The organism is Nonomuraea sp. JJY05 (assembly GCF_043496855.1).
Taxonomy (GTDB): Bacteria; Actinomycetota; Actinomycetes; order Streptosporangiales; family Streptosporangiaceae; genus Nonomuraea.
In genome coordinates, this window is the sequence record NZ_JBIEIS010000035.1 from 48,779 (window position 1) to 65,734 (window position 16,956).

Genomic DNA, 16,956 nt, shown 5'->3' on the forward strand with positions numbered 1-16,956 from the left:
CCGGCGAGCGGCTAACCGGCGTTGCGCTCCATGACCTTGGCGGCCTCAGCCAGCGCGGTCTTGGCGTCCGACTTGCCCAGGATGACCGACTGGAGCTGCTTGGTCACGTCCGGCGCGCTCTCGTCCCAGCCCGGGCAGCCCGGCGCGGCCTTGCCCGTCTTGATCGACGCCTCGAACACCTGCGCCTGCTCAGGCGTGAACACCGAGCCGTTCACGATCTTGTCGGCGCGCGGCGAGATGTAGGAGATGTTCCGCTTCCTGGCCTCGTCCGAGATCGCGGCGATGGCCTCGTCGCTGTACATGAACTTGACGAAGTCCGCGCCCGTCTCGACGTACTTGCTGAAGGAGGTCACGCCGATCGCCCGGCCGCCGATGAACGCGGTCGGCCCGGCGGGCCCGGCGGGGATCGTGGCCATCGCCCACTTGCCCTTCAGCTTCGGCTTGTTGATGTCGATGCCCTTGGCGATCCAGTTGCCCGCCACCACCATCGCGGTGCCGGTGTCCAGCGCGTCGGAGCCCTCCACGGTGGCGGTGGGCGCACCGTGCTTCTTGTAGAGGTCGGCCCAGTACGTCAGCGCCTGCTCGGCCTGCGGGGTGTTGAGCGAGGGCTTGCAGTCGGCGGTGTAGAACGAGCCGCCCGCCTGGTAGAGGTAGTTGAAGTAGCCGATCCAGTCCAGGTTGCCCCAGTCCTGGCTGTAGGGCTTCTTCACGCCGGCCGCCTTGAGCTTGTCGATGGCCGCGGTCAGCTCCTCCCAGGTCTTGGGCGGCTCGACCTTGGCCTTCTCCAGCAGGTCGGTGCGGTAGTAGAGGGCGAGGGTGGACATGTCCAGCGGCACGCCGTACACCGAGCCGTCGGGGGAGATGGCCGACTCCCACTGGGCGGGCAGCGCCTGCGCCTTGAGCGAGTCGGCGCCGTACTTGCGCAGGTCCACCATCGCGCCCCTGGTGCCGAACTGGATGGTCCAGGTCATGCCGCCGGAGATGATGTCGGGTCCGTTGCGGCTGGTGGCCGCCGCCAGCAACTTGGCGTACGCGTCGCTCCACGACAGGGTCTGCACCTTGACCGTCACGTTGGGGTGCTTCTGGTGGTAGAGGTCGGCCGCCTTCTGGAAGGTCGCGGTCTCGTCATCTCCGCCCGTGGACCAGAAGGACAGGGTCGCGGGGGCGTTCTGGTCTGCCTGCTTGGTCTCCGTCTGGCCACTCGTGGCGCAGGCCGCGCTCAGGACCGTCAGCACGACCGCGGTGCACGCTGCCATCGTTCGTCGCATGGGGCTATCCGATCTATCGGTCGGATGGGTGCCGGGACTCCCCTGCGAAGGGGCGTGCGGATGTGCGAGGGCATCCCCACGACTGGCGCCCAAATTCAATGGTGTAGGGATCTCACCACTTAAACGGGTAAGTTACAATAGCCAGCCTTGGAGATTGCTGAAATGTTTCCCCATATGGGGCCGTTGACCTGTGGCTACATCGCCCGTGAAACGGTTCGGTCACGGCCCGCGGGGGCGGTGCTGCCCCGGGGCAGCAGGCGCGCCGGCGGCCCCTCCAGACTCCCCGTCTCCCCGCTCCTGATCAGCCGGAGCAGGGTCTGGGCGGCGTGCGCGCCGCAGGCGGGGATGTCGCGCGTCACCGCTGTCAGCGACGGCCGCACCACCTGGGAGAGCGGCGAGTCGTCCCAGCCCACGATCGACAGCTCGGCGGGGACGTCCAGGCGCATCTCCTGGGCGACCGACAGCCCGGCCACCGCCATGATGTCGTTGTCGTAGACGATCGCGGTGGGCCTGGCCCGGGAGCTGAGCAGCCGCCTGGTCGCGCGGGCGCCCTGCTCGCCCGTGTAGTCGGTGTGGACGACCGCGTGCTCGCCGACGCCCGACTCGGCGCAGATCTCGGCGAACGCCTCGTCCCTGATCCTGGTGTGCAGCAGCGCCGGCAGCCCGGCCACCCTGGCGATGTGCCGGTGGCCGAGCGCCGCGAGATACTCGATCACCTCGCGCAGCACGGCCACCTCGTCCGACCACACCGCCGGCAGCGAGCCGGCGCCCGACGGGTGCCCGGTCACCACCGCCGGCATGCCCAGCCGCTCGACCACCGGCACCCGGGGGTCGTCGGCGTGCAGGTCGACCAGGATCGCGCCGTCCACCCGGCCCTCGCCCCACCAGCGCCGGTAGACCGCGATCTCGGTCTCGTGGTCGGCCACCACCTGCAGCATCAGCGCGCACGAGCTGGCCGCCAGCTCGCCCTCGATGCCGCTGATCAGCTCCATGAAGAACGGCTCGACGCCGAGGAAACGAGCGGGGCGGCACAGGACCAGGCCGATGGCGTCGGCCCTGGCGCCGCTGAGCGAGCGCGCGGCCAGGTTGGGTCGCCAGCCGATCTCCTGGGCGATCGCCTGGATGCGCGCCCTGGTCTCCGCGGAGACACCGGGCTGGCCGTTCAGCGCGTAGGAGACGGCCCCTTTGGACACGCCGGCCCGTCTGGCGATGTCGGCGATCGTTGGCCTCTTCACCCCGTGCTCCTCTCCCTGAAACTTTCACTGAACCGTATCAGCGACAACGCGGCTCTCCTGGCGCTGAACGCTCGCCGTCCCGCGACCGGATGATCGCGCCGGCGCGATCACCGTTACGGTGAGGGCACCCCGATGTGTCCTCCAGGAGTGCCGATGTTCGTAGACATGCCACTCGCCCAGCTACGCGAGTATCTCCCCGAACGCGCCGAGCCCGCCGACTTCGACGCCTTCTGGGAGCGCACGCTCGCCGAGGCCCGCACCCACGACCTCGCCGCCGAGTTCACGCCCGTGGCCTCCCCGCTGACCACCACCGAGGTGTTCGACGTCACCTTCGCCGGGTTCGGCGGCCACCCGATCAAGGGCTGGCTGCTCGTCCCGCGCCAGGCCGCCGGGCCGGTGCCGTGCGTGGTCGAGTACCAGGGCTACGGCGGCGGACGCGGGCTGCCGATCGACTGGCTGCTCTGGCCCAGCCTCGGCTACGCCGTCTTCGCCATGGACAGCCGGGGCCAGGGCGCCGGCGGATGGCGGCGCGGCGACACCGCCGACCCCTTTCCCGGCTCCGGCCCCACCACGCCCGGCGTCATGACCAGCGGCATCCACGACCCGGACGCCTATTACTACCGGCGGCTCTACACCGACGCGGTGCGCGCGGTCGAGGCCGCCACGGCACACCCGAGGGTGGGCACGGTCGCGGTCGGCGGCGCCAGCCAGGGCGGGGCGATCGCGCTGGCCGTCTCGGCGCTGGCGCCCGGCCTCGCCTGCGCCTTCCTGGACGTGCCGTTCATGTGCCACATCCGGCACGCCACGCAGATCACCGGCGAGTACCCGTACGCCGAGATCGCCGCCTACTGCCGGGCCTTCAAGGAGAGGGTGGAGCCCGTCTTCGAGACCCTGGCCTACTTCGACGGCGTCAACTTCGCCGCCCGCGCCGCCACGCCCGCGCTCTTCTCGGTCGGGCTGCAGGACGGGATCACGCCGCCGTCCACGGTGTTCGCCGCCTACAACCACTACGCCGGAGACAAGGACATCAAGGTCTACCCGTACAACGGGCACGAGGGCGGCGAGTCCGCCCACGCCATGGAGCGGATCGCGATGGCCCGGAGGGAGTTCGGCTGAAACGCCCCCAGTGGCCCTTTGGTGAGGCCGTCTCGCGTGGCGGACGCGGGGCGGCGTCACCCTCTCGCGCAGACTAGTCTTGACAAGCACGTCAGCCGACCGACGAGAGAGACCATGAAGACCTTCGAAGAGCTGTTCGCCGAGCTGTCCGAGAAGGCCAGGACCCGGCCCGAGGGCTCGGGCACCGTGGCCGCCCTCGACGCCGGCGTCCATGCCATCGGCAAGAAGGTCGTCGAGGAGGCCGCCGAGAGCTGGATGGCCGCCGAGCACGAGTCAGACGACAGGGCCGCCGAGGAGATCTCCCAGCTCCTCTACCACGTGCAGGTGCTCATGATCGCCAAGGGCATCGGCCTCGACCAGGTCTACAAGCATCTCTAGGGCGCCCGGCGCCCGCCACCAAGCCCCTGGAGAAGCAACAGCGAGACAGATCGAGGACCCTGACATGCTGCGTCTGGCAGTACCCAACAAGGGCTCGCTCAGCGAGGCGGCCCAGAACATGCTCAAGGAGGCCGGCTACCGGCCCCGCAGGGACAGCAAGGAGCTCGTCGTCGTCGACGAGGCCAACGGCTGCGAGCTGTTCTTCCTGCGACCCCGCGACATCGCCGTCTACGTCGGCGAAGGCACGCTCGACGTCGGCATCACCGGCCGTGACATGCTGGTCGACTCCGGCGCGCCGGTCGAGGAGATCATGTCGCTCGGCTTCGGCGGCTCCACCTTCCGCCTGGCCGCCGCGGCCGGCACGATGACCTCGGCCGCGGACCTCAACGGCCGCCGCATCGCCACCTCCTACGCGGGCCTGCTCGACAAGTACCTCTCCGACCAGGGCGTCGACGCCCGCGTGATCAAGCTCGACGGCACCGTCGAGACCGCCATCCGGCTCGGCGTGGCCGACGCCGTGGCCGACGTCGTCGAGACCGGCACCACGCTGCGCAACGTCGGCCTGGAGGTGTTCGGCGAGCCGATCATGCGCTCGGAGGCGGTGCTGATCAAGCAGCAGAGCGTGCCCGACACGCCCGCCGTCGAGCAGCTCGTCCGCCGTTTCCAGGGCGTCGTGCACGCCCGCGACTTCGTGATGATGGACTACGACATCCGGGTCGAGCGCATCGAGGAGGCCATCGCGCTCACGCCCGGCATGGAGGGCCCCACGGTCTCCCCGCTGCACCGCGAGGGCTGGGTGGCCGTGCGCGTCATGGTCCGCCGCCAGGGCCACCAGCGGGTGATGGACCAGCTCTGGGACATCGGCGCGCGGGCGATCCTCGTCACCGACATCTACGCCTGCCGCGTGTGACGTCCGGCCCCGGCGTTGGCCTGACAAATGTCACGGCCAACGCCGGAGGTAACGCACTAACCGCCCGGAGGGCCCGGCCATAGCGTTCCTTCCATGAACGCCATCGTGTTCGACCACGTCAGCAAGCACTACGGGGACGTGCTCGCCGTCGACGACCTCTCCCTGGCCATCGAGCCCGGGAAGACGGTGGCCCTGCTCGGCCCCAACGGCGCCGGCAAGTCCACCTCCATCAACCTCCTGCTCGGCCTGCTCAAGCCCACCGCGGGCACGGTCGCCGTGCACGGCCGCACCCCCGACGAGGCCGTCCGGGCCGGCCAGATGGGCGCCATGCTGCAGAACGGCGCGCTCATCCCCGAGCTGTCCGTCAAAGAGCTCATCGACCTGGTACGCCGCCTCTACCCGAACCCCCTCGCCCTGGACGAGATCCTCAAGCTGGCCGACCTGACCGAGCTCGCGGGCCGGCGGGCGAACAAGCTGTCCGGCGGCCAGTCACAGCGCGTCAGGTTCGCCCTGGCCATCGCGGGGGCGCCCAGGATCCTGCTGCTCGACGAGCCGACCGCGGCCATGGACGTGGAATCGAGACTGCGCTTCTGGGCCAGCATGCACGACTACGCCTCCGGCGGCAGGACCGTGCTGTTCGCCACCCACTACCTGGAGGAGGCCGACGAGCACTCCGACCGGGTGATCGTCATCGCCAGGGGCCGGCTGGCCGCCGACGGCACCGCCGCCGAGATCAAGGCCGGGGCCGGCGGCCACAGCGTCAGCTTCGCCCTCGGCGAGCAGCCCGCCGCCGGGCTCGACCGGCTGCCCGGGGTGACCGCCGTGGACGTCGCCGGCGGCGTCGCCACCCTCCACACCGCCGACACCGACGCCACCCTCGCCGCGCTCTACCGGGGCACCACCCTCGAGGTGCGCGAGCTGAAGCTCTCCAGCGCCGACCTCGAATCCGCCTTCCTCGCCCTCACCAGGGAGTCCTGATGCTCTACTACGCCAAGACCGAGGCCCTGAGGATGCTGCGCAACCGGCGCTACCTGATCTTCGTGGTCGCCTTCCCCGTCCTGCTCTACCTCATCAACGCCAACATCTACGGCAACCAGACCGACGCCGGCGGCGTGAGATACAGCGTCATCCTGATGGTGTCGATGGCCGCCTACGGGGCGCTGGCCTCGTCCATGATGAGCTCGGCCGTCCCGTGGGCCACCGAGCGGCAGTCCGGCTGGCTGCGCCAGCTCCAGATCACCCCGCTGCCGAGCTGGGCCATCATCGTGACCAAGCTCGCCGCCACCATGGTGCTGGTACTGCCCTCGCTGGTGCTGGTGAGCCTGGCCGCCGTGGTGCAGCAGCACGTGTCGCTGTCGCTCGGCACGTGGGCGGAGCTGCTGCTCGCACTCTGGCTCGGCGTGCTGCCGTTCGTCGCGCTGGGCCTGGCCATCGGGTCCGTGCTCTCGGCCGACGCCGCCCAGCCGGCCGCGATGATCTGCATGTTCGCGCTGGCGATCGCCGGCGGGCTGTGGTTCCCGCCCGAGGCGCTCGGCGACACCATGCGCACGGTCGCGGACGTCACCCCGTCGTTCCACTACGCCAGGCTGGGCCAGAGCCTCGTCGCCGGCCAGGGACTGCCCCTGACGGACGTGCTGGTCGTCGCCGGATGGGGGATCGTGCTCGGGGGCGCTGCCGTCTTCCTCTACCGCCGGGCTACCGTACGGTCATGAGCTTCGCCGAGAGGATCACCTTCGGGGACGCGGATGCCAAGCCGTCGCGCAAGCGGCGGCTCCTCGGCATCTCCGTGGGCCTGGTCTACCTGGTCTTCCCCATCAGCGAGATCGTGGGAGGCACCCTGACGGGGGCCCGGGCCGTGTGGGCGGGGGTGCTGCTCGTCACCTTCATCGCCTTCTTCCTCACGACGGTGCTGATCAACAAGGGCATGTTCGATCACAGCCGCCTGACCTATCCGCTGCTCCTGGTGACCAGCGTGCTCGGCGTGGTGGGCGCCACCGCCTTCGGCGGCTCCTGGCTGAGCCTGCCGGTCTACACCGTCGTGCTGTACGGGTTCACGCTGCCGCCCGCCTGGGCCATCGTGGCCGTGCTCGCCCAGCTGGCCGTTGTCGTCGGCGCGGGTCTGGTCAACCACGACGACGCCGGCACGATCATCGTGCTGGGCCTGCAGGTGGTGACACTCGGCGTGCTGTTCATCAGCGTGCGCAACACCAGGGCGCTGGCCGTCAAGCTGCGCCTGGCCCAGGACGAGGTGGCGCGGCTGGCGGCCACGGAGGAGCGGTTGCGCATCGCCCGCGACCTGCACGACCTGCTCGGGCACAGCCTGTCGCTGATCGTGCTCAAGAGCGAGCTGGCCGGACGGCTGTCCGAGGACTCGCCGCAGGCGCACAGGGAGATCGCCGACATCGAGACCGTCGCCAGGAAGGCCCTGACGGAGGTGCGGGAGGCCGTCACCGGCTACCGCCAGCGCAGCCTGCCCGAGGAGCTCGACAACGCCAGGACCGTGTTACGGGCGGCGGGCGTGGCGGCCGAGGTGCGGGTCTCCGGCACGCCGCTGCCCGAGCTGCTCGACGGGCTGTTCGGCTGGTCCGTACGCGAGGGCGTCACCAATGTCGTGCGCCACGCGCGGGCCACCCGGTGCGAGATCAAGGTGACGTTCGACGGCGGACACGCCACCCTGGAGATCATGGACAACGGAACGGGCGGCGACGGGCCGTACGAGATGGGCAGCGGGCTGAGCGGGCTCAACGAGCGGGTGGCGGGCGCGGGCGGCGCGGTGGAGGCGGGCCCCGCGCGGGGCGGCGGCCACCGGCTGCGGGTGCTGGTGCCGGCCGGCAAGGAGGCGTGCGCGTGATCCGCGTGATGCTGGCGGAGGACCAGGGCATGATCCGCGGCGCGCTGGCGTCCCTGCTGGGCCTGGAGCCCGACATCGAGGTGGCCGGCGAGGCCGCCAACGGGGAGGAGGCGGTCGCGGTCGCCGCCGAGGTCCGGCCCGACATCGCGCTGCTGGACATCGAGATGCCCGGCATGGACGGGCTCGCGGCGTGCGCCGGCATCACCCGGCAGGTGCCCGGATGCCGGGTGATGATCCTGACCACGTTCGGGCGGCCCGGCTACCTGCGCACCGCCATGGAGGCGGGCGCCTCGGCGTTCCTGGTCAAGGACAGCCCGGCCAGGGAACTGGCGGCGGCCATCCGGCGGGTGCACGCGGGGGAGCGGGTGATCGACCCCGGGCTCGCCGCGGCGGCGCTCAGCGCCGGGCCCAACCCGCTGTCGGCGCGGGAGCGCGACGTGCTGGAGGCGGCGGTGGACGGCTCCACGATCGGCGACATCGCCGGCAAGCTGCACCTGTCGGAGGGGACCGTGCGCAACTACCTGTCCTCGGCCATCCAGAAGACGCACGCCCGCAACCGCATCGAGGCGGTGCAGCGCGCCAAGGTCCAGGGGTGGCTCTGATCAGCGGAGCCGGGCCACCGCCTTGACCGCCTGGTCCACCTGCTCGGGGGTGGTCACGATGCTGGTGCCGAACCGCAGCAGCGGCGGGTCGTACGGCGTCACGCTCGCGATCACCTTGCTCGCGTGCAGCCGGTCGACGGCCTCCAGCGGCGCCATGCCCTCGATCGAGCAGCACACGAGGCCCGCCGACAGCTCGGGCGCCCGCGGCGTGGCGAGTGTGACGTGCGGGATGCCGGCCAGGCCGTCCTTGAGCCTGGTGGCCAGCTCCTGCGTGCGCCGCCGCACCCGGTCCTTGCCGATCGCCGTCATGAACCCGAACGCCTGCGGCATCGCCCACCGGTGCTCGAACGCCTTGTAACCGCCCGGCGTGACCAGCTCCGCCGTGCTCGCCCCCGGGGAGGCGCCGCCCTGCCACGCCTGGAACGACGCTCCGCTGAAGCTGGCGATGATGGGGGAGAGCGCGTCCCAGGCCTTGCCCCACACGATGCCGGTGCCGCGCGGCCCGAACAGCCACTTGTGCGTGCCGCTGGCCAGGAAGTCGCAGCCCAGGTCGCCGGGGCCGTCGGCCATCGCGCCGAACCCGTGCACGCCGTCCACGCACAGCAGCGCCCTGTCGTGCTCGTCGCGGCCCTTGTTCGCCTCGGCGAGCATGTCGGCGATGGCGCGGACTGGCACGCGCACGCCGGTGCTCGAATGCACCCAGGTGACCGCGACCACCCTGGTACGCGGGCCGAGAGCGGCCTTGACCGCCTCCACCATCCGGCCGGCGTCGGCGCGGGCCGGGTCGTCGTACAGCCTGACCTTGCGCACCTTCGCGCCCGTGCGCTCGGCCAGCAGCCGCAGCCCCTCGTGGGTGGCGAGGAAGTCGTGCTCGGTGGTCAGCACGTCCTGGCCGGGGCGCAGCCTGAGGCCGGAGTAGAGCAGGGCCAGGCCCATGGTGGTGCTGTCGGTCAGCGCGACCTCCTCCGCCCTGGCGCCCAGATAGCGGGCCGCGGCCTCGCGTACCGTCTGGTCGGGCGACCCCGCGCCGGGCGGCGTGTACTCGGGGTCGGCGTCCAGGGCGTCGCGGTGCTTGGCGATCGTCTCGCGGACCGGGGCCGGGGCGGGCGCCAGCACGAACGCCGCGAACTGCCCGTAGGCCGGGTCCAATGCGAACTGGGCCCGCACGGACGCCCAGTCGCCGGGGTCGAACTCCGGCTTCACCGGAGGTGTGCCCGTCGTGCACGCGGCCGACATCCCGGCCAGCATCCCCGCCCCGAGCAGGGTTCTCCTGTCCACCCGCATGGCTACTTCCTATCCCGGCCACGCTCCCGCGCCCAGGACCCACGCGGACCTCTTTCAGCTCTTGATTGCGGTGACCTGCCTGATCAGGTCGGAGACGCGGACGATGCCGAGGCAGCGGTTCATCTCGTCGGTGACCACCAGGTCGTCATAGACGCGGGCCGCGTCCCGGCCCGCCGCCTGCATGGCCGCGATCGCCGGGGTCGTCCGCGGCACGGTGCGGGGCGGGTCGGCCAGCCGCTGCGCCGGCTTGGCGCCGTGCAGCGCGTGCCCGTACCGGGCCGCGAACGACAGCAGGAACCGGCTGCGGTCAAGACTGCCCTTGGGCCGCTGGAACTCGTCCACCAGGATCACGCTGGTGATCGTCGGCTCGTGCCCGAACGCCTTCACCGCCTCCTCCGCCTTGGCCTCCGCGGGCAGCGTCACCGCCGGGATCAGCAGCTCCTGGACGCGCGGCCCGAGCATGACCGAGGCGGGCTCGTCGGTGACGGGGAGCGGCACCCGGATCTTGCCGTCGGGGCCGGGGGCCAGCAGGGGGCCGTGCGCCAGCCGTACGCCGAGGCCGCGGGCCACCGCGACCTGCGGCTCGCGTTCGACGCCGGGGGCGAGCACGTGGGCGCCGATGCCGCGGGCCAGCGTCACCACCGACCGCGCCACCGCGGCCGCGCGATGGTCGCCCGGGATCCGCGTGACCGTCTCGGGGTCGAGGGCCAGCAGGTACGGGCTCGCGTCGGCGACCAGGCCCAGGGCCGCGCCGCCGGTGCCGACGTCGGCGAAGCCGAGCAGGTAGCCGATCGTGCGCAGGCCGTCGATCCCGACCTTGAGCAGCGGCCGGTCCTGTTCCTGGCACGGTCCAGTGAGCAGCAGGATCGCCTCGCGGGGATGCCTGCCCGCCCTTCGCAGCGCCTCGTGCAGGGGCGCCAGGGCACCCGCGCCCGCCAGGACGACCCTGACGGGCAGCTCCAGCACCATGGGCAGGGGAGCCGCCCTCAGCGTGCCCGCGGAGTCGACGACGGCCGGGTGGGCGATTACTGCCCCGGTGTCGAGATCCACCATTGGGCTGGTGAGCAGGGAGGACACGTACAGATCGTGGTGGAGTCACGGGCGCCGCTGAAGGCCCAATCAGCAGAATTAACCGACATTTCGTTTTCTCTCCGGTGAGCGGCGGCTTGGCCGCGGGGAACCTCATTCGGTTAGCCTTCGGGCATGAGCGCGCGTCCGGCGAGGGGTGGCGGCCGGTGGGTCACCGTGCCGCCGGAGCGCCTGCATCCGTGGATCGACGGGTTCGCGGGGCGGCACGGGCCCTTCACGGCGACCGGCGACGAGCGGACCGTGCGGCTGCTCGCCGACGACGGGGCCGTGGCCGAGCTGCACGTGCCGTTCCCACCCATGACGCCGCCGGGGCCGCCGCACGTCACCCGGCTCGTCTCCCACGCCCAGGCCGCGCGGCGGGTGGGGGTGTTCCTGGTGCGGCTCGGGGGCTATGCGGCGGGGGTCTTCTCCGGGGCGTCGCTGGTGGCCTCCAAGGTGGGGTCGCGGCTGGTGCAGGGGCGCACGGCGGCGGGCGGGTGGTCGCAGCAGCGCTTCGCCCGGCGGCGGAGCAACCAGGCGGCGCAGGCGTACGACGACGCGGTGGAGACGGCGGTACGGGTGCTGACGCCGTACCTGGGGGAGTTGGACGGGGTGGTGCTGGGCGGGGACCGCCGGGCCATGGACGCCCTGCGCACCGATCGGCGGCTCGCGCCCCTGCTGGCTCTGGAGACCGAGCCGTTCCTGGTGGTGCCGGATCCGCGGCTGGCGGTGCTCCGGGACACCCCGGCCTCCTTCCGCGCCACCCGCGTCCGCGTCATCGACCCACCCTGACCCCGCGCCCCCGCGCCCCGCGTCCGCACGCCGAGTTGCGTGGGGGCTCCCTTCACGCGGCCCCGTGACCGGTTTGAGAGTTTGAGACGATTCAAAAGAATCTTGAATGCCGCTATGATGCGAGAGTTCGCGGAGGACCGTCATCGGCGGTTCGTCCGTTGTCCCTGCGCCCACGGCGTACCGCGTCCAGCGGATCGCCGCAGGTGGCGGTAGGGCGCATCCACGGTGGACCCGTCACGGCGGCCCGCCGCAGCACCTCGGTGGGCCGCGTCCAGCGGACCACCGCCAAGTAGCGGATTATGCATTTCAAGCAGCACGGCCTCGTGAGGATCGATGGCGACCAGGAACATCAAGGAGGTCGCGCAGCTGGCGCGCGTCTCGGTGGGCACGGTGAGCAATGTGCTCAACCGCCCGGAGATCGTGTCCCCCGCCACACGCGAACGCGTCTTCGAAGCGATCAAGAAACTGGGCTTCGTCCGCAATGAGGTGGCCCGCCACCTGCGGGTGGGCCGTAGCCGCACGGTCGGCCTCGTCGTGCTCGACGTCTCCAACCCGTTCTTCGTGGACGTGGCCCAGGGCGCCGAGTCGGTGGCCGACGACCACGACTCGATGGTGGTGCTCTGCAACAGCGCCGGCGACCCCGGTCGCGAGCGTCGCCACCTCGACCAGCTCGAACAGCAGCGCGTCATGGGCATACTGATCACCCCGGTGGAGATGGAGAGCCCCTGGCTGGAGGAGCTGGCCGCCCGCGGCACGCCCGTGGTGCTGGTCGACAGCCCCGCGACCGGCCTGCAGTGCTCGGTGGCGGTCGACGACCGGCTCGGCGGCCAGATCGCCGGCGCCCATCTGATCGAGCGGGGGCACCGGCGGATCATGTTCGTCGGCGGGCCGACGTCCATAAGACAGGTGGCCGACCGGCACGCGGGCGTCAGCAGCGCCGTCGCCGCGGCCGACGGCGCGGTCGAGCTGCTCACCTCCACCGCCCCCACGCTGACCGTCGCGGAGGGCCGGGCCGTCGGGGAGCGCGTCGCGGCGCTGCCCGCCGACGAGCGGCCGACGGCGGCGTTCTGCGCGAACGACATGATGGCGCTGGGCTTCTTACAAGCGATGGCCACGCACGGACTACGCGTGCCCGAGGATCTGGCCATCATCGGGTACGACGACATCGACTTCGCCGCGGCCGCCGCGGTGCCGCTGTCGTCGATCCGGCAGCCGCGTGAGCTGCTCGGACGTACGGCGATCGACCTGCTGCTCGAAGAGGTCGCCGACCCTGAGCAGCATCGGCACCGGCAGGTCATCTTCCAGCCCGACCTGGTGATCCGGGAGTCGAGCGCGTTCGATCGGCGCGCCTGACCCCGCGCGTCCATGAACCGATTCATCGCCGGAGGCCGCGCGCCCGCCGGCCCCGTTCGGCTGCGCGCGTTCCCGGCGAGCCGAGCGACCCCTCGAAGGAGGTCTCTTGACCGAGCTCTACAGCAATCCCCTGGCCACCCCCGATGACCTGGCAGGATTCCGCCTGGAGGGGGACGGCGCCACCTCGTTCCCCCAGGGCCGCCTGCGCCTGGAGAGCCTCAGACCGCCCTCGGACGGCCAGGCGGCCAATCTGGTGCTCTGGTGTCCCGAGGAGTTCCCCGCCGACGTGCGGATCGAGTGGGACTTCTGGCCCATCCGCGAACCCGGCCTGGCCATCATGTTCTTCCACGCCCGCGGCAGGAGCGGCGAGGACCTGTTCGACCCGGGCCTGGCCACCCGCACCGGGCCCTATGACCAGTACCACCATGGCGACATCGACGCCTACCACGTCTCCTATTTCCGCCGGATGTGGGCCTCGGAGCGCGCCCTGCACACCTGCAACCTGCGCAAGAGCCACGGCTTCCACCTGGTCGCGCAGGGTCCCGACCCGCTGCCCGCGGTGCTGGACGCCGAGGGGCCGTACGCGATGCGCCTCGAGGTCGAGGCCGGGACGATCACGTTCTCGGTCAACGATTTGGTCTCGTTCCGGTGGGCGGACGACGGCTCGATCGGCGGTCCCGCCCTGGCAGGAGGCAAGGTCGGGTTCCGGCAGATGGCCCCGCTGATCGGAGAGTACGCAAATCTCCGGGTGTCTCGTCATTGACTTTGAGTCGATTCAACACTAATTTCGCACCACACCGCCGTTCACTGGCTTGTAACGGGGCAGGAATCGCGGTGCAACAACCCCACCCCCGTATCCGTGCACATGCCACGAGAGGTGGTGCCGGATGAACCATCCCGCCATGTCTATCAGGCTTCAAGCTGCCTGCTCAGAGCTCATCTGGGTGGTCCAGCTGAACCTGATGTGGATCGTCTTCACGCTCGCTGGAGGCGTCATCGGCGGGCTCGGGCCCGCCACTGTCGCCGCGTACACGCTGGCTCGGCGGCGGACTCGTAATGAATCGTTTCACGCCTGGGCCGAATTCTGGACCGTCTACCGACGGGAGTTCGCCCGGGCCTCGCTGCTGGTCCTGCCTGTGGCGGCGCTGGCGACCGTCCTGGTCGGCAACTATCTGTACCTCTCCGCTCTCGGGCCCAGCATGGGAGCGTTGCGGATCGCGACCTTTGTGGCGCTCATCGCACTCGCCGGTGTGGGGGCGTACGTGGGACCGCTGTACGCGCACTACGATCTGCCGCTGCGGGCCTACTGGCCCAAGGCGGTGCAGCTAGCGCTCCTGCGCCCGGCCTCGTCCGTGCTGTTGCTGCTAGCGCTCTCAGCCATCGCCTACGCGACCTCGGCGGCGCCCATCCTCGCGCCGGTGATCAGCTTCGGCGCGTGGATCTATCTCAACACGTGGCTCTGCCAGCGCTTCTTCGCGGAGAACGAGGCGCGTCTGCATTCGAAAGGGAACTCATGAGCGCATCCCGTCGTCGCCGGCTTCTCGCCGGTGTGTTAACGCTCACGGCTGCACTCACCGCCTCGGCCTGCTCCGGCGGTGACGCGCCCGCCAGCGATCCCAACACGCTGACCATCATGACCAAGCTGTTCGGCGCCGCGCCCGACCCGAAGGGCGAGATGCAGCAGGCGGTCGAGAAGTTCCTCGGCAAGAAGCTCAAGATCACCTGGGTCCCCAACGCCGAGTACGCCGACAAGGTCAACGTCACGCTGGCTTCGGGCAACATGCCGCAGCTCATCGTCGTGGACCCGCACGGTCCGGCGTTCGTCAAGGCCGCACAGGCCGGGGCGTTCTGGGATTTGACCGACAAGCTGGCCAAGTACCCGAACCTGAAGCCGACGGACGAGCGCCGCCAGCTGAATGCCTCCGTCAACGGCAAGTCCTTCGCCATCCCCCGGTGGCGGCCCATGCTGCGTTCGGCGGTCATGCTCCGCAAGGACTGGCTGGAGAAGCTCGACCTGAAGCTGCCCGAGACGGTCGACGATCTCTACACCATCGCCAAGGCGTTCACCGAGAAGGACCCCGACGGCAACGGCAAGAAGGACACCTACGGCCTGATCATCCCGAAGTGGCCGGGCAAGTACGCCAGCGCCAGCCCCTACGACACGCTCGAGACCTGGTTCGGCGCCCCGAACGAGTGGGGCGAGCGCAACGGCAAGCTGGTCCCCGGCTTCGACACCCCCGAGTTCCTCGAGGCCAACAAGTTCCTGAAGAAGATGATCGACGAGGGTCTGGTCAACCCGGACTTCGCCAGCTACGACACGGCCAAGTGGGACGATCCGTTCTTCCAGGGCAAGGGCGGCATCATCATCGACGTGAACGTCCGCGCCAGGGCGCTGCTCGACAAGTTCAGGGACGACGGCGACAAGGACTACGGCGACAAGGTCGCCATGGTCGGCAACCTCAAGCGCGCCGACGGCAAGAAGTTCTCCCTGCCGTTCACCGGCTACAACGACGCCATCGCGATCTCCAAGCAGAGCGTGCGGACCGAGCAGGACCTCGACAACGTCCTGAAGGTCCTGGACAAGCTGGGGACCAAGGAGGGCCAGGTCCTGGTCCAGAACGGCATCGAGGGGCGCAACTTCAAGGCCGAGGGTGACACCGCCGCGCTGATCAACGAGACCGACCCGGCGGTCAGGGTCGTCCAGGACAACGTCGACCAGGCCTTCACCCAGCTCGGCTTCAAGGGCGACACGACGTACGGCGGCCTCGCCTACGCGCGCACGCCGTCCGGCCAGCCGTACAAGGACATCATCAAGCTGGGCTACGACCTGATGAACGAGGACCTCAAGACGGCCGTGTTCAACCCGGCACTGCCCGTGGTCTCACCCACGAAGGTCGCCAAGGGCGCGCAGCTCGACGACATCATCCCCGACGCCCGGATCAAGTACCTGTCGGGTGAGATGACCGAAGAGCAGCTGAAGGGCGAGATCAAGCGCTGGTACGACGCCGGCGGCACGCAGGTCGCCGCCGAGATCAACGACCTGGTCTCCAAGCTCGGCACCAACTGATCCGCCTGAGGGGCCCGGGCCGCGCGCCCGGGCCCCTCACATGAAAGGAGGCCGCTGTGGCCACCGACCTGGCGCCGCCTCCCGCGAGGGCGGCGAGCAAGCCCGGCCGACGCCGGAGGCCGGGATTGGGCGCGTCCCTCGCGCGCTATCGCTGGCTCTACCTGATGCTCCTTCCGGGCGTCGTGTACTTCGCGCTCTTCAAGTACCTGCCGATGTACGGCATCACCATCGCCTTCCAGGACTTCCTGCCGTTCCTCGGCTACTCCGGCAGCCCCTGGGTGGGCTTCCAGCACTTCCAGGACCTGTTCACCGGGCCGGACTTCGGCCGGCTGATGTTCAACACGCTGTTCCTGGCGCTCCTGACCGTGGTCTTCATCTTCCCCGCGCCGATCGTCGTCGCGCTGCTGCTGAACGAGCTGCGGATCAACGTGCTCAAGCGTTCGGTCCAGTCGGTGATGTACATCCCGCACTTCCTGTCCTGGACGATCGTCGCGTCGCTGACGTATCTGCTGTTCTCCGCGGATTACGGGGTGCTCGCCGGATGGATCCGCGACATACTCGGCGACACCGCGAAGATCGACTACATAGCGCAGGAGGAGTGGTTCCGGCCGCTGATCATCCTGCAGCAGCTGTGGAAGCTGACCGGCTGGGGCACGATCATCTACCTGGCCGCGCTGGCCGGGGTGGACCCGCAGCTGTACGAGGCGGCACGCATGGACGGCGCCGGCCGCTTCCGCCAGCTCTGGCACGTCACGCTGCCCGCGATCCGCCCCACGATCGTCGTCATGGCCATCCTCACCTCGGGCAACCTGCTCGACACGGGCTTCGAGCAGATCTGGCTCATGACCACCTCGCTGAACCGCTCCGTGGCCGACGTGTTCGACACCTACGTCTACTACACCGGCATCACCCAGGGTGCCATCAGCTACTCCACCGCCGTCGGCGTGTTCAAGGGTGTCGTCGGCTGCATCCTGATCTTCGGCTCCAACTGGCTGGCCAAGCGCCTCGGCCAGCGTGGACTGCTCTAAGGGG

The 16,956-nt window shown here is 70.3% G+C and carries 17 protein-coding genes; 13 read left to right on the forward strand and 4 right to left on the reverse strand.

The genetic code is table 11. The annotated features are described in order from the left end of the window. Window positions 1–11: 11 nt before the first annotated feature. Both ACFKCF_RS42025 and ACFKCF_RS42030 read right to left on the reverse strand, forming a co-directional pair. Window positions 12–1,268, reverse strand: coding sequence for an extracellular solute-binding protein (locus ACFKCF_RS42025; RefSeq protein WP_394500934.1), 1,257 nt, complete (start codon window positions 1,266–1,268; stop codon window positions 12–14). Window positions 1,269–1,462: 194 nt separating this feature from the next. After that, a complete protein-coding gene (locus ACFKCF_RS42030; protein ID WP_394500935.1) occupies window positions 1,463–2,503 on the reverse strand; it encodes a LacI family DNA-binding transcriptional regulator in 1,041 nt (346 codons plus the stop codon). A gap of 153 nt (window positions 2,504–2,656) precedes the next feature. Between ACFKCF_RS42030 and ACFKCF_RS42035 the strand changes: the two genes are divergently transcribed. The 7 genes from ACFKCF_RS42035 (at window position 2,657) to ACFKCF_RS42065 (ending at window position 8,360) form a co-directional block, all read left to right on the forward strand. Beyond that, window positions 2,657–3,619: an acetylxylan esterase gene (locus ACFKCF_RS42035; protein ID WP_394500936.1), complete on the forward strand. Its 963-nt coding sequence runs from the start codon at window positions 2,657–2,659 to the stop codon at window positions 3,617–3,619. A 114-nt stretch (window positions 3,620–3,733) separates the two neighbouring features. Continuing rightward, the gene (locus tag ACFKCF_RS42040; protein WP_192785690.1) at window positions 3,734–3,997 is read left to right on the forward strand and encodes a phosphoribosyl-ATP diphosphatase; all 264 of its coding nucleotides are present in this window, start codon (window positions 3,734–3,736) and stop codon (window positions 3,995–3,997) included. 64 nt (window positions 3,998–4,061) lie between these two features. After that, the gene (hisG, locus tag ACFKCF_RS42045; RefSeq protein WP_394500937.1) at window positions 4,062–4,907 is read left to right on the forward strand and encodes an ATP phosphoribosyltransferase; all 846 of its coding nucleotides are present in this window, start codon (window positions 4,062–4,064) and stop codon (window positions 4,905–4,907) included. Between the two features lie 93 nt (window positions 4,908–5,000). Continuing rightward, window positions 5,001–5,885: an ABC transporter ATP-binding protein gene (locus ACFKCF_RS42050; RefSeq protein WP_394500938.1), complete on the forward strand. Its 885-nt coding sequence runs from the start codon at window positions 5,001–5,003 to the stop codon at window positions 5,883–5,885. Further along, on the forward strand, window positions 5,885–6,619 hold the full coding sequence (locus ACFKCF_RS42055; RefSeq protein WP_394500939.1) for an ABC transporter permease: 735 nt from the start codon (window positions 5,885–5,887) through the stop codon (window positions 6,617–6,619). The genes ACFKCF_RS42050 and ACFKCF_RS42055 overlap by 1 nt, the downstream gene beginning before the upstream one ends. Then, entirely contained in the window at window positions 6,616–7,758 is a 1,143-nt protein-coding gene (locus ACFKCF_RS42060; RefSeq protein ID WP_394500940.1) for a sensor histidine kinase, read from the forward strand. Before ACFKCF_RS42055 ends, ACFKCF_RS42060 begins: the two co-directional genes overlap by 4 nt. Further along, window positions 7,755–8,360, forward strand: a complete 606-nt coding sequence (locus ACFKCF_RS42065) for a response regulator transcription factor (RefSeq protein WP_394500941.1) — start codon at window positions 7,755–7,757, stop codon at window positions 8,358–8,360. Before ACFKCF_RS42060 ends, ACFKCF_RS42065 begins: the two co-directional genes overlap by 4 nt. Here the strand turns inward: ACFKCF_RS42065 and ACFKCF_RS42070 are convergent, their stop codons facing one another. Then, window positions 8,361–9,638, reverse strand: coding sequence for an aminotransferase class V-fold PLP-dependent enzyme (locus tag ACFKCF_RS42070; RefSeq protein WP_394500942.1), 1,278 nt, complete (start codon window positions 9,636–9,638; stop codon window positions 8,361–8,363). It lies immediately after the preceding gene. 60 nt (window positions 9,639–9,698) lie between these two features. Next, complete coding sequence (locus ACFKCF_RS42075; RefSeq protein ID WP_394500943.1) at window positions 9,699–10,721, reverse strand: EAL domain-containing protein; 1,023 nt, start codon at window positions 10,719–10,721, stop codon at window positions 9,699–9,701. A gap of 126 nt (window positions 10,722–10,847) precedes the next feature. Between ACFKCF_RS42075 and ACFKCF_RS42080 the strand changes: the two genes are divergently transcribed. The 6 genes from ACFKCF_RS42080 to ACFKCF_RS42105 all read left to right on the forward strand — a co-directional run bounded on the left by ACFKCF_RS42080 (window position 10,848) and on the right by ACFKCF_RS42105 (window position 16,952). Further along, a complete protein-coding gene (locus ACFKCF_RS42080) occupies window positions 10,848–11,504 on the forward strand; it encodes an acVLRF1 family peptidyl-tRNA hydrolase (RefSeq protein ID WP_394500944.1) in 657 nt (218 codons plus the stop codon). Between the two features lie 333 nt (window positions 11,505–11,837). Further along, entirely contained in the window at window positions 11,838–12,857 is a 1,020-nt protein-coding gene (locus tag ACFKCF_RS42085; RefSeq protein WP_394500945.1) for a LacI family DNA-binding transcriptional regulator, read from the forward strand. A gap of 106 nt (window positions 12,858–12,963) precedes the next feature. Next, window positions 12,964–13,620 carry a DUF1961 family protein gene (locus ACFKCF_RS42090; RefSeq protein WP_394500946.1) on the forward strand — a complete coding sequence of 219 codons (657 nt, stop codon included), beginning with the start codon at window positions 12,964–12,966 and terminating at the stop codon, window positions 13,618–13,620. A gap of 124 nt (window positions 13,621–13,744) precedes the next feature. Then, entirely contained in the window at window positions 13,745–14,374 is a 630-nt protein-coding gene (locus tag ACFKCF_RS42095; protein ID WP_394500947.1) for a YesL family protein, read from the forward strand. 116 nt (window positions 14,375–14,490) lie between these two features. Continuing rightward, complete coding sequence (locus ACFKCF_RS42100) at window positions 14,491–15,924, forward strand: extracellular solute-binding protein (protein WP_394500948.1); 1,434 nt, start codon at window positions 14,491–14,493, stop codon at window positions 15,922–15,924. Window positions 15,925–15,980: 56 nt separating this feature from the next. After that, entirely contained in the window at window positions 15,981–16,952 is a 972-nt protein-coding gene (locus ACFKCF_RS42105) for an ABC transporter permease (protein ID WP_394500949.1), read from the forward strand. The last annotated feature ends 4 nt before the right edge of the window (window positions 16,953–16,956 follow it).

Coding starts and splice junctions, on each gene's coding strand:
- ACFKCF_RS42025 (WP_394500934.1), bottom strand. CDS start 1,268: ATGCGACGAACGATGGCAGCGTGCACCGCGGTCGTGCTGACGGTCCTG.
- ACFKCF_RS42035 (WP_394500936.1), top strand. CDS start 2,657: ATGTTCGTAGACATGCCACTCGCCCAGCTACGCGAGTATCTCCCCGAA.
- ACFKCF_RS42040 (WP_192785690.1), top strand. CDS start 3,734: ATGAAGACCTTCGAAGAGCTGTTCGCCGAGCTGTCCGAGAAGGCCAGG.
- hisG (WP_394500937.1), top strand. CDS start 4,062: ATGCTGCGTCTGGCAGTACCCAACAAGGGCTCGCTCAGCGAGGCGGCC.
- ACFKCF_RS42050 (WP_394500938.1), top strand. CDS start 5,001: ATGAACGCCATCGTGTTCGACCACGTCAGCAAGCACTACGGGGACGTG.
- ACFKCF_RS42055 (WP_394500939.1), top strand. CDS start 5,885: ATGCTCTACTACGCCAAGACCGAGGCCCTGAGGATGCTGCGCAACCGG.
- ACFKCF_RS42060 (WP_394500940.1), top strand. CDS start 6,616: ATGAGCTTCGCCGAGAGGATCACCTTCGGGGACGCGGATGCCAAGCCG.
- ACFKCF_RS42080 (WP_394500944.1), top strand. CDS start 10,848: ATGAGCGCGCGTCCGGCGAGGGGTGGCGGCCGGTGGGTCACCGTGCCG.
- ACFKCF_RS42085 (WP_394500945.1), top strand. CDS start 11,838: ATGGCGACCAGGAACATCAAGGAGGTCGCGCAGCTGGCGCGCGTCTCG.
- ACFKCF_RS42095 (WP_394500947.1), top strand. CDS start 13,745: ATGAACCATCCCGCCATGTCTATCAGGCTTCAAGCTGCCTGCTCAGAG.
- ACFKCF_RS42100 (WP_394500948.1), top strand. CDS start 14,491: ATGACCAAGCTGTTCGGCGCCGCGCCCGACCCGAAGGGCGAGATGCAG.